We start from the raw sequence: 11,919 nt of genomic DNA, 5'->3' as shown, positions 1-11,919 counted from the left end.
TCCGTCGTCGGCAGCGTCAGATGTGTATAAGAGACAGTCACGAATGTGAGGCGGTCAGACGACGTCGCGCCAGCGAGCCGAGCAAACATTCGTGACGAATGTGCACCTAGACGCGCTCTGAGTGAACATTCGTGACGAACCGGTCGAGGCGTGCGAGGAAACCCGCGGGGTCAGCGAAGAGGTCGGAGGCCGTCACGCGGACGACCCGCCACCCCTCGGCCTCAAGAAGCTCCCGACGCTCGATGTCGAGCCGCCACTGCCGTCGATCCACCCGATGCCCGTCGCCCTCGTACTCGAAGGCGACGCGTCGTCGCGGGATGCTGAGATCGGGATGGAGGGTCAACCGCCCGCCGTCGACGGGCACGGCATCATTGACCTCGAGTCCGTCGAAGCCGTGCGCCTCGAGAAAGAGCCGCAGGAGCGTCTCCGGTCGCGAGTCGGAACCGAAGCGGATGCGCGGGAGCGCCCAGGCCCGCGCGCGGGCTCCTCGGGTTCGGTTCAGTTCTTCGGCCAGCTCCCCGAGTTCACCCACCTCCAACAGTGCCCGGCGTCGGCGTGCCCCGACGAGGTGATCGCCGGCCGCGACCAGGTCTTCCCGACCGATCACGCCCGAGAGCTGGCACCAGATGTGAGCGGGAGTGCAGATGGGGACGCCATCGAGGATCTCACCCGAGACGCTCCCGAGGCTGTGACCGACCACGCCGCGCCCCCGCGGCGGGGTGCTGGGAAACGCCACCGAGACGTGCAGGGGATCCGCCGGAGACCAGTCGGGAAGCGGGACACCCAGGAGTGCCGCCGCTGTCTGATGGCTGAAGTAGCCTTCCTCGGGCATCAGAGGAAGATAAGCCCGGCAGAGTTCCTGAACACTGGTCGGCGCGACGGTCAGATGCACCGAGTGAAACGGATGGTGGAGATCGGGTCTGCGGAGACGTGACGCTCCAACTCCGAGGTGATGAGCCTCCCGGCGTACGAAGGGGATTCCGACGAGAGCAGGCGGAAGAGGTGCTGGGGTTCGCATCCATTCATCGCACTACGTCGCGGCCCTTCCGAGACGGGCTCGGCGGGATCTGTGGACTACGGCGCCATCTCCCCAGGGGCACATACATTCGTGACGAATCGCGACCCCACGACCGTGTAGGCGACAGCACGTTCGTCACGAATGTCGCCTCCAACCCCGCCGAAGTGCACATTCGTCACGAATGTCGCCTCCAACCCCGCCGAAGTGAACATTCGTCACGAATGTCGCCCCTAACCCGGCGGAGGTGCACATTCGTGACGAACGTGGGGGGCGAGGGTCAGACGGCGTCGCGCCAGGAGTGGGAGGGGGCGAAGCCGAGGATGCGGCGGGCCTTGTCGATGGACAGCAGTGTGTCGTTGACGCCCAGCTCGCGCTTCAGGGGGACTCCGGGGAACACCTCGGCGACGAGCTCGTCGTTCGGGCGGGACATGACGGTGTCGGCGGCGGCGATGATGAAGCGGTCGAAGCCGGTGGTGTCCCACTCCAGCGCACGGCGGATCGCCTGGGCGCCGTCGCGGCCGTCGATGTAGCCCCACAGGTTCCACTTGCGCGCCCACGGGTCGTCATCGAAATCGGGGAAAACGGCGTAGTCCTCGGGGTCCATGACGTTGGAGAAGCGGAGCGCCACGATCTTGAGGGCCGGATCCCAGCGCACCAGCTCGATGGCCATCTGCTCCTCGAGATGCTTCACCAGCGAGTAGGTGCTCTCCGGGCGCGCCGGGTAGTCCTCATCCACGGGGATGTACGGCGGCGGCACATCGAACGGCAGCCCGAGCACCGTCTCGCTGGACGCGTACACGACGTTGCGGATGCCCGCCCGCCGGGCGGCCTGGAACACGTTGTACGTGACGCGGATGTTGTTGTGGAACGTCGCCACGTCGCTCAGGATGCCCGGCGCCGGGACCGCGGCGAGGTGCACGATCGCGTCGAACCCGTCGTGACGGTCGTTCACCCCGAGGATCGCGTCGATGGTCTGGCCGTAGTCGGTGAGATCGACCTGGACGAATCCGGGCCCGCGCTCCCCCACCGCATCCAGGGAGACGACGTCATCCCCCGCCTTCCGCAGCTCGCGCACGACGGTGCGCCCGAGCTTGCCCGATCCTCCGGTGACAGCGATTCGCATTCGGCCAGTCTACGAGAGCGCCGAGGTGCTCGAATGTGCACGCGACACGCCGGGGCGAGGTGCAACAACGAGCACTTCGGCGGTCCACGGCGGGCGACGCGCGGCGCAGCGGCGCGGGGTCAGAACCAGTCGGAGGCGCGGACCTGCCTCATGGCCTCCCGGCGCGACTCCTTGTCGAGACGGTCGAGGTAGAGCTTCCCGTCGAGGTGGTCGGTCTCGTGCTGCAGCGCCTGGGCGAGGACGCCGGTGCCGGACAGCTCGACCTCATTGCCGTCCAGATCGATGCCGGTCACCCGGGCGAAGGGATAGCGGAGCGTCTTGAACCAGAGCCCGGGCACGGAGAGGCACCCCTCGTCCATCAGCTCCGGCTCACCCGAGACCTCGACGAGCACGGGATTGATGACGTAGCCGACCTGACCGTCCACGTTGTAGCTGAAGGCGCGCTTGTCCACTCCGATCTGCGGCGCCGCGACACCGGCGCGACCCGGCGGCAGTACGCTGTCCACCAGGTCCTCGACGAGGCCGCGCACCCCGTCGTCGATCTCGGCGATCGGCTCGGACGGCGTCTTCAGCACAGGGTCGCCGAACAGGCGGATCTGACGTTCGGTCACAGGTACTCCTCGAGAACGGGCGGACGAGAGAACGGGCGGAAAGGCGGACGGACGAGAGGACGTTCAGTCGCGCTCGGCCGGCAAACCCTCGACCACGAGGGCGGCCAACGTGCGAGCCGACAGCCGGGTCAGCGGCTTGAGGTCCTTCCAGGAGACGACCGATCCGGCGGCCAGCTGCGGGTCGTACGGGATGCGGACGATCTCGCGCACCCGCGAGCGGAAGTGCGCCTCGATCTCGTCCAGCTTCACCAGGTTCGTGGCGTGCGTCGCGGTGTTGAGCGCGACGACCGCATTGCGGACCAGTTCGCCGTACCCGTTGGCCTCGAGCCACGTGAGCGTCTCGGAGGCGAGCCGTGCCTCGTCCACGCTGCCGCCCGACACGATCACCAGGGAGTCGGCCCGCTGCAGGGTCGCGCGCATCACCGAGTGGACGATGCCGGTGCCGCAGTCGGTCAGGACGATCGAGTAGAAGCGTGCCGACAGGTCGGCGACGACGTTGTAGTCGTTCTCGTCGAACGCCTCCGACAGCAGCGGGTCCGTGTCCGACGCGAGGATGTCGAGCCGCGTCTCATCCCGCGAGACGAGCGCGGAGAAGTCCGTGAATCCGCCGATGCTGGCGGCCTTGTGCACGACATCCCGGACCGTGGACCGGGTCTGCCTCGGGACCCGCTCGGACAGCGTCCCGCGGTCCGGGTTGGCGTCGATCGCGATGATGCGGTCCTCGCGGGCCGACGCCAGCGCCATCCCGAGCAGGGTGGTCACGGTGGTCTTGCCGACCCCGCCCTTGCGGGTGAGCACGGGGACGAAGCGGGCGCCGCCCTCGAAGTGCTTCTGGATGCGGTGGTCGAGCTCCTTGCGGGCACGCACCGCGGCCGAGTCGCCCAGGTTCACCATGCGGAAGGTGACGTTGTAGACGAATCGCTGCCACGGGCCCTCGGGGCCGGGACGCGTCTTGCGGTTGACCTCCAGCAGGCGATCGGCGGTCAGCATCGCGGCCGGCTCCGGCTGCGCGGAGTACTCGCCGCGCAGGCGGTCACGGCGCGACGCCGAGTACGGCTCTGACCCCGGCAACGGGGGGATGTCGCTCCCGGCGGCAGCGGAGCCGGCGGCCGCGGACCCGGACTCCGGCTCGGGAGCCGCCGCCAGGCGGGAGGCGACGATCGCCACCGACATGGTGGTGGGCTCGGCGGGCGATGCAACGAAGCCCGGGTCGACCGGGACGTCGTCGATCGCGACCGCCGCCTCGTCCTCCGGGATCTCGCGGGGAGCCACCGGCGGGAGGTCGAGCGCGATGCTGAGGGTCGAATCCACATCCAGCGAGGATGCGGGGAGGAACGGACGCGCGGGCGTCAGCTCGTCGTCGGCCGGCACGAGGTCGCGCGGTTCGCGCTCCTCCGGTGCGTCGGCGTCGGGCTTGTCTGCCACGTGGTGCGATCTCCTTCTGCTGCGGGTGGATCCCGCGATTCGTCATTGTAGGCCGTCCCGGTTCCGGGTCGGCCGGGGCCGGTCAGGCGGTCTGGATGACCACGAGCAGGTCGCCCGCGTCCACCTGCTGCGTCTTCGGGATGGCCAGCCGCTCGATGACGCCGGCGACGGGAGCGGTGATCGCCGCCTCCATCTTCATGGCCTCGATGGATGCGACGGCCTGGCCGACGGCGACCGGGTCGCCGACGCCCACCTGCAGCGTCACGACACCGGAGAACGGTGCCGCGACCTGGCCGGGCTTCGCCGTGTCCGCCTTCTCGGCCGCCTTCGTCTCGACGACGATGCTGCGGTCGCGTACGAACACCGGCCGGAGTTGGCCGTTGAGCGTGGTCATGACCGTCCGCATGCCCTTCTCGTCCGCCTCGCCGATCGCCTCCAGGCCGACGTAGAGACGCACGCCGCGGCTGAACTCGATGACGTGCTCGGAGCCCTGCCGCAGGCCGTAGAGGTAGTCGAGCGAGTCGACCACCGACAGGTCGCCGAAGAGCTCGCGCATCTGCTCGTAGATCCGCGTGGGAGCGGGGAAGAGCAACCGGTTGAGAGTCGCGCGGCGCTCCTCGCTGGAGCCCTCGAGCGCGCTGGCGTCGTCGGCCGAGAGGTCCTCGACACCGACCTTGATGGTCTTGCCGGCCAGAACCTTCGTGCGGAACGGCTCCGGCCATCCACCCGGCAGCTCGCCCAGCTCGCCGGCCATGAAGCCGACGACCGAGTCCGGGATGTCGTAGTTCTGCGGGTTCTCGGCGAAGTCGTCCGGGTCGGCCTTCACAGCTGCGAGGTGCAGGGCGAGATCGCCGACGACCTTGGACGAGGGCGTCACCTTCGGGATCCGGCCCAGGATGCGGTTGGCCGCCGCGTACATGTCCTCCACCAGCTCGAAGTCCTCGGCGAGACCGAGAGCCTTCGCCTGCTGCCGCAGGTTGGAGAGCTGGCCGCCCGGGATCTCGTGCTTGTACACGCGGCCGGTGGGGCCGGGCAGACCGGACTCGAAGGGGCGGTACACCTGACGCACCGCCTCCCAGTACGGTTCGAGGTCCTCGACCGCGCTGAGCGAGATGCCGGTGTCGCGCTCGGTGTGTGCGAGCGCGGCGACGAGGGCGGAGGCGCTCGGCTGGCTGGTGGTGCCGGCCATGGGGGCGCTCGCCACGTCGACGGCGTCCGCGCCGGCCCGGGATGCGGCGAGCAGCGTCGCGAGCTGGCCGCCCGGGGTGTCGTGCGTGTGCACGTGTACCGGGAGGTCGAACCGCTCGCGGAACGCTGCGACCAGCGCCTCGGCGGCCGAGGGACGGAGCAGGCCCGCCATGTCCTTCACCGCGAGGATGTGCGCGCCGGACTCGACGATCTGCTCGGCGAGACGCAGGTAGTAGTCGAGAGTGTAGAGATCCTCGGCCGGGTCGAGCAGGTCGCCCGTGTAGCAGACGGCGACCTCGGCGACAGCCGAACCCGTGGCGAGCACGGACTCGATCGCCGGCCGCATCTGAGACACGTCGTTGAGGGCGTCGAAGATGCGGAAGATGTCGACTCCGGTTGCCGCTGCCTCCTGCACGAAGGCGTCCGTCACCTGCGTCGGGTACGGCGTGTAGCCGACGGTGTTCCGGCCGCGCAGCAGCATCTGGATGTTGATGTTCGGCAGCGCCTCGCGGAGCGCGGCGAGCCGCTCCCACGGGTCCTCGCCGAGGAAGCGGAGGGCGACGTCGAAGGTCGCACCGCCCCAGGCCTCGACGGACAGCAGCTCGGGCGTCATCCGAGCGACGTAGGGAGCGACCGCGAGCAGATCGCGGGTGCGGACACGGGTCGCCAACAGGGACTGGTGCGCGTCGCGGAATGTGGTCTCGGTGACCGCGAGGGCCTTCTGCGCGCGCAGGGCCTCGGCGAATCCCTTCGGGCCGAGCTCCAGCAGACGCTGCCGCGAACCGGCGGGGGCCGGCGCGGCGAGATCGATCCCCGGCAGCTTCTCGGTCGGGTCCGAGCTCAGCGGGCGCGGGCCGTTCGGCTGGTTGACCGTGACATCCGCGAGCCAGTTGAGGACCTTGGTGCCGCGGTCCTTCGACTCGCGTCCCTTGAACAGCTGCGGGCGCTCCTCGATGAAGGAGGTGGAGACGTTGCCGGCGATGAAGTCCGGGTCCTCCAGGACCGCCTGCAGGAACGGGATGTTCGTGGCGACACCGCGGACGCGGAACTCCGCCAGCGCCCGGCGAGCGCGGAGCACGGCGGCCGGGAAGTCGCGGCCGCGGCAGATCAGCTTGGCCAGCATCGAGTCGAAGTGCGGGCTGATCTGGGCACCCGGGTTGATCGTGCCGCCGTCGAGGCGGATGCCCGCGCCACCGGGCGACCGGTACGTCGTGATCTTCCCGGTGTCCGGGCGGAAGCCGGCGGTCGGGTCCTCGGTCGTGATCCGGCACTGGAGGGCCGCGCCGCGGATGTGGACGGTGTCCTGGCTGAGCCCGAGATCGGCCAGGGTCTCCCCCGCCGCGATGCGGATCTGCGACTGGACGAGATCGACGTCGGTGATCTCCTCTGTGACCGTGTGCTCGACCTGGATGCGCGGGTTCATCTCGATGAAGACGTGCTGCCCGGCGCGCTCGCCCGCGGTGTCCAGCAGGAACTCCACCGTTCCGGCGTTCTCGTAGCCGATGGACCGGGCGAAGGCGACCGCGTCCCGGTAGAGGGCCTGGCGGATGTTCTCGTCGAGGTTCGGGGCCGGCGCGATCTCGACGACCTTCTGGTGACGTCGCTGCACCGAGCAGTCGCGCTCGAACAGGTGCATCGTGTCGCCGGAGCCGTCGGCCAGGATCTGGACCTCGATGTGACGGGGACGCAGAACCGCCTGCTCGAGGAACATCGTGGGATCGCCGAACGCGCTGTCCGCCTCGCGCATGGCCTCCTCGAGGGCGGCGCGCAGCTCCTCCCGGCGGTTGACCCGTCGCATCCCGCGACCGCCGCCGCCCGCCACGGCCTTCGCGAAGATCGGGAAGCCGATCTCGTCGGCCGACGCGAGGAGCTCGTCGATGTCCTTCGAGGGCTTCGAGGACTTGAGCACGGGCACGCCGGCGGCGATCGCGTGCTCCTTCGCCGTGACCTTGTTGCCGGCCATCTCGAGCACCTCGGCGCGCGGACCGATGAACGTGATGCCCGCGGCGCGGGCGGCCTCGGCGAGCTCGGGGTTCTCGGAAAGGAACCCGTAGCCGGGGTAGATCGCGTCCGCTCCGGACTCCTGAGCGACCCGGATGATCTCCTGCACATCCAGGTAGGCGCGCACCGGATGGCCGGGCTCGCCGATCTGGTACGCCTCGTCCGCCTTCAGCCGATGCATGGAATTGCGATCCTCGTACGGGAACACGGCGACCGTCTCGGCCCCCAGCTCGTAGGCGGCCCGGAAGGCCCGGATGGCGATCTCACCACGGTTGGCAACGAGGATCTTTCGGAACATGGGGACCTTTCGAGCAGGGGTCGACACCACACAGCAAACGGTTAGGTTCTCTAAGACTAGTAAAGGTAAGTTGGCTCTCGTGCACGTACTCAGCGTTAGCTCCCTCAAGGGCGGTGTCGGAAAGACGACGGTGACGCTCGGGCTGGCGTCGGCGGCGTTCGCCAAGGGCCTGCGCACACTGGTCGTCGATCTCGATCCGCAATCCGATGTCTCGACCGGCATGGACATCCAGGTCGCAGGGCACCTCAATGTTGCCGACGTGCTCGCCTCCCCCAAGGAGAAGATCGTGCGCGCCGCGATCGCCCCGTCCGGCTGGACCAAGGGTCGCTCGGGCACGATCGACGTGATGATCGGCAGTCCGTCGGCGATCAACTTCGACGGTCCGCATCCGAGCATCCGCGACATCTGGAAGCTCGAGGAGGCGCTCGCCAACGTCGAGCACGACTACGAGATCGTGCTGATCGACTGCGCGCCGTCTCTCAATGCTCTGACCCGCACCGCCTGGGCGGCCAGCGACCGCGTCGCCGTGGTCACCGAGCCCGGCCTGTTCTCCGTCGCCGCGGCCGACCGCGCGCTCCGCGCGATCGAGGAGATCCGTCGCGGACTGTCACCGCGCCTCCAGCCGCTCGGCATCATCGTGAACCGCGCGCGCGTCCAATCTCTGGAGCACCAGTTCCGGATCAAGGAGCTGCGCGACATGTTCGGGCCGCTCGTTCTCTCCCCCCAGCTGCCGGAGCGCACGTCGCTGCAGCAGGCGCAGGGCGCGGCGAAGCCGCTGCACGTGTGGCCGGGCGAGAGCGCCCAGGAGATGGCGCACAACTTCGACCTGCTGCTGGAGCGTGTGCTGCGCACCGCCCGCATCGGCGAGTACGAGACCGCCCAGTCCTGAGCGCGTCGATGCGACATTCGTCACGAATGTGCACGCTGACACTGCTCAAGGCGACATTCGTCACGAATCTGCACCCTGACACTGCGGAGGGCAACATTCGTCACGAATGTGCACTCTGACGCGGCTCAAGGCGACATTCGTCACGAATGTTGCGAAGTGGGGCCTTTAGCAGCGACGGGCTAGCGACGATTCGTCACGAATGTTGCGAAGCAGCGCCCCCAGCGCAGGGCCGGGACGTCAGGAGGCGCGGGTGCGCGCGGCGCGGCGGGCCGCGAGCTCGTCGAGGGCGTCGGACTCGGTGTTCAGCTCGACGAGGCTCGTCTCGACCTCGCGGAGCACCTTGCCGACCGCGATGCCGAAGACGCCCTGGCCGCGGCTGACCAGGTCGATGACCTCATCGTTCGAGGTGCAGAGGTAGACGCTCGCGCCGTCGCTCATCAGCGTGGTCTGGGCGAGGTCGTTCACGCCGGACTCCCGGAGCTGGTTCACGGCGGTCCGGATCTGCTGCAGTGAGATGCCGGTGTCGAGCAGGCGCTTCACGAGCTTCAGGACGAGGATGTCGCGGAAGCCGTACAGCCGCTGCGAACCCGAGCCGGCGGCGCCGCGGACGGTCGGCTCGACCAGTCCGGTGCGCGCCCAATAGTCCAGCTGGCGGTACGAGATCCCGGCGGCGCGGGCGGCGACCGCCCCCCGGTAGCCGTTGACGTCGTCCATCTCCGGCAGGCCGTCGGTGAACAAGAGCCCGAGGTCGTAGCGGGAGGCGCCGTCGTCACGACTCAGTTCGCTCATGAAGATCGCCTCTCACCCCGGGTAGTGGATCGCGCGGCGCAACAGCCTCGCTTCAACCACGGTACCCATGCGGCGGTCGCCGGGCAACGACATCCGCCGTTTCGCTTCGGCGTGTCGAGCCCGGACGCACCCGTCACGGACGAAGCTGCGCGATGGAGGACCGGATGATGCTCCCCCGCACCACGTCCAGCTGCGCTGCGATCTCCCGCGCCAGCTCGGCGGTGCGGGCCTTGCTGCTGACGTCGTTCCGCCGGGCGATCGGCACGAGCGCCGTCTCGATCAGGCCGATCTCGCGCTCCGCTGCCGCGCGGAAACCGCGCAGATGCCGCGGCTCGATCCCGCTGCGGCGCAACTCGGCGAGAGCACGCAGCACGGTCAGCGCCTCCTCGCCGTACACGTCCGAGGCGACGATGAGGGATGCGCTGATCGCCTCCTGCAACAGCTCGGCATCGGCGCCGGCTTCGCGCAGCAGCTCGTCACGTCGGTAACGGCGCGTCCCGCCGAGAATGGATCCGGCGGGAGCGGACCCGGGAAACACCGGGTCGAGCCCCGCATCCAGATCGGCGAAGTACTTCTTGATGACCTTGAGCGGGAGGTAGTGGTCGCGCTGCATCGCCAGGACGCCGCGCAGCCGCTCCACGTCGGCCGGCGAGAATTTCCGGTAGCCGGACGCCGTCCGCGACGGAGCGACCAGCCCGCGTTCCTCCAGGAAGCGCAGCTTCGAAGAGGAGAGATCGGGGAACTCGGGGTTCAGCCGCGCGAGGACCTGGCCGATGCTGAGCAGGGCCGGAGCGCCGGCGGCGGCCCTGGTGGCCGGCCGGGCCACTAGCCGTTCGCCGCTGCGGCGAGGTCGTGACGCGAGGCGTAGAACGTGAGCCGGAACTTGCCGATCTGCACCTCGGCGGAGTCGGCGAGCAGTGCGCTCTCGATGCGGACGCCGTCGTAGTAGGTGCCGTTCAGCGACCCCAGGTCGCGCACCTCGAACGAGGTCCCCCGGCGCGTGAACTCGGCATGACGGCGCGACACGGTCACGTCGTCGAGAAAGATGTCGGCATTCGGGTGACGGCCTGCCGTGGTGACGTCGGCGTCGAGGAGGAAGCGGGCGCCCGAGTTGGGACCCCTTCGCACGATCAGCAGCGCAGACCCGGACGGCAGGGCGGCTATCGCATCCTGCTCCTCCGGCGACACCTCGCCCGAGGGGTACATCTTCGAGATGAACTCCTCGCCGAAACGCGCGGTCGTATCCTCATTGCCCGCCGCGTCCCGCAGGGGGCCCTTGGCGGCGTCGTCGGCTCCATCGGCCGGACCGTTGGGGTGAAACTCTTCAGGCACCGTCAACCTCCTTGCGGTCCAGCGTATCCGATGGAGCGCCGCTGTCATCGGCCGGAAGCCGGATTACCCGTGCGGTCTCCCCGATATACACGATGCCGGCCCACCAGTAGAGGAACGCGCCCCACAGTGCGAAGGCCCAGCCGAGCGGCAGGGAGAAGGGCGCGAGCACGTCGAACGCCTCCCCCAGCATCAGGAGCGGGAGCGCCCAGAAGAGGCAGAATGTGGCCGCTTTTCCCAGATGGTGCACGGGCAGCGGGCCGAACCCGTGGTTCGCCAGGATGATGCCGAGGACCGCCAGCATCACATCCCGTCCCACGATCACGATGAAAAGCCACCAGGGGATGACCTCGCGCCAGCACAACCCGATGAGGGCCGCGAAGATATACAGGCGGTCGGCGGCGGGATCGAGCAGCTGGCCGAGACGCGAGACCTGCCGCAGCCGCCGCGCCAGGTACCCGTCGAGGAAGTCGGTCGCGCTGGAGAACACCAGCACCAGCAGGGCCGGCCCGTCCTCGCCGGTGACCACCAGCCACAGGAAGACCGGCACCAGAGCGAGGCGGAAGAAGGTGAGCACGTTCGGGACGGTCCAGACCCGCGAGCTCACGACCCCGCTTTCCGCCTCCACACCGTCGAGTCTACTGAGGACTCGTCTCGTGCCGACGCGGCGTCCACTCGGCGAGCCGGTCTCGCAGGCCCATCGCGTCGTACGGTGCCCGGACCTTCACGTCGTTGTCGAAGTAGGCGTACACGTCCATCCCGCGCCGGAGCCAGCCGCCGAGTTCGGCCGCCCAGCGGTCGAGCGACTCGTCGGTGTAGCCGCTGGTGTACAGCTCCTCGTCGCCGTGCAGCCGGACATAGGCGAAGTCGGCGGTCAGCTCCCGGATGACCGGGTAGCGCCCGGCGGTGTCCGCGAGCACGATCGCGACGCCGTGTGCCCGGGCCAGGCGAGTGAATTCGGGGACGTCGAAAGAGGCATGACGCACCTCGACCGCGTGGCGCAGCGGGCGCTCGGCGTCCGCGGCGGTGTGGGTGCGGTTCTCGTCGAGGGTCGCCTCGGTCGCGAGAACCGCGGCCTCGGTGGTCGTTCGCGGAAGCATCCCGAGGAACGCATCCACCGCCTCCAGCTCGAACTGCAGCGTCGGCGGCAGCTGCCAGAGCAGCGGACCCAGTTTCGGACCGAGGGCCAGCACGCCGGACGCGAAGAAGTTGGCGACGGCCGTTCGCGCGTTCTTCAGGCGGAGGATG

At 69.1% G+C, this 11,919-nt stretch carries 11 protein-coding genes; 1 reads left to right on the top strand and 10 read right to left on the bottom strand.

Going from position 1 to position 11,919, the window contains the following annotated elements; genetic code table 11:
• Positions 1-106 precede the first annotated feature (106 nt).
• The 5 genes from ACPYOG_RS16640 to ACPYOG_RS16620 form a co-directional block, all read right to left on the bottom strand.
• Positions 107-832, bottom strand: coding sequence for an endonuclease domain-containing protein (locus tag ACPYOG_RS16640; protein ID WP_481295278.1), 726 nt, complete (start codon positions 830-832; stop codon positions 107-109).
• Positions 833-1,295: 463 nt separating this feature from the next.
• On the bottom strand, positions 1,296-2,141 hold the full coding sequence (locus tag ACPYOG_RS16635) for an NAD-dependent epimerase/dehydratase family protein (RefSeq protein WP_481295277.1): 846 nt from the start codon (positions 2,139-2,141) through the stop codon (positions 1,296-1,298).
• Between the two features lie 119 nt (positions 2,142-2,260).
• Entirely contained in the window at positions 2,261-2,752 is a 492-nt protein-coding gene (gene def, locus ACPYOG_RS16630) for a peptide deformylase (RefSeq protein ID WP_481295276.1), read from the bottom strand.
• A gap of 63 nt (positions 2,753-2,815) precedes the next feature.
• Positions 2,816-4,177, bottom strand: coding sequence for a MinD/ParA family ATP-binding protein (locus ACPYOG_RS16625; protein WP_481295275.1), 1,362 nt, complete (start codon positions 4,175-4,177; stop codon positions 2,816-2,818).
• A gap of 82 nt (positions 4,178-4,259) precedes the next feature.
• Positions 4,260-7,664: a pyruvate carboxylase gene (locus ACPYOG_RS16620; RefSeq protein WP_481295274.1), complete on the bottom strand. Its 3,405-nt coding sequence runs from the start codon at positions 7,662-7,664 to the stop codon at positions 4,260-4,262.
• Between the two features lie 79 nt (positions 7,665-7,743).
• Between ACPYOG_RS16620 and ACPYOG_RS16615 the strand changes: the two genes are divergently transcribed.
• Positions 7,744-8,553, top strand: a complete 810-nt coding sequence (locus ACPYOG_RS16615) for a ParA family protein (protein ID WP_481295273.1) — start codon at positions 7,744-7,746, stop codon at positions 8,551-8,553.
• A 237-nt stretch (positions 8,554-8,790) separates the two neighbouring features.
• Here ACPYOG_RS16615 and ACPYOG_RS16610 read toward each other — a convergent pair whose 3' ends face one another.
• The 5 genes from ACPYOG_RS16610 to ACPYOG_RS16590 form a co-directional block, all read right to left on the bottom strand.
• Complete coding sequence (locus tag ACPYOG_RS16610) at positions 8,791-9,342, bottom strand: MerR family transcriptional regulator (RefSeq protein WP_481295272.1); 552 nt, start codon at positions 9,340-9,342, stop codon at positions 8,791-8,793.
• Between the two features lie 133 nt (positions 9,343-9,475).
• Positions 9,476-10,168: a transcriptional regulator FtsR gene (gene ftsR, locus ACPYOG_RS16605; protein WP_481295271.1), complete on the bottom strand. Its 693-nt coding sequence runs from the start codon at positions 10,166-10,168 to the stop codon at positions 9,476-9,478.
• On the bottom strand, positions 10,168-10,674 hold the full coding sequence (locus ACPYOG_RS16600) for an FHA domain-containing protein (protein ID WP_244528019.1): 507 nt from the start codon (positions 10,672-10,674) through the stop codon (positions 10,168-10,170). Before ACPYOG_RS16600 ends, ftsR begins: the two co-directional genes overlap by 1 nt.
• A complete protein-coding gene (gene clsA, locus ACPYOG_RS16595) occupies positions 10,667-11,299 on the bottom strand; it encodes a cardiolipin synthase ClsA (protein WP_481295270.1) in 633 nt (210 codons plus the stop codon). Before clsA ends, ACPYOG_RS16600 begins: the two co-directional genes overlap by 8 nt.
• Positions 11,300-11,309: 10 nt before the next feature.
• Positions 11,310-11,919 (bottom strand): DUF72 domain-containing protein (locus ACPYOG_RS16590; RefSeq protein WP_481295269.1); only part of this gene is annotated, 610 nt, incomplete at its 5' end.

It is taken from the genome of Leifsonia sp. HAY1-4F (genome assembly GCF_056755275.1).
Note: the sequence above shows the minus strand (reverse complement) of the source record. Positions and strands in the feature narration are given on the sequence as shown.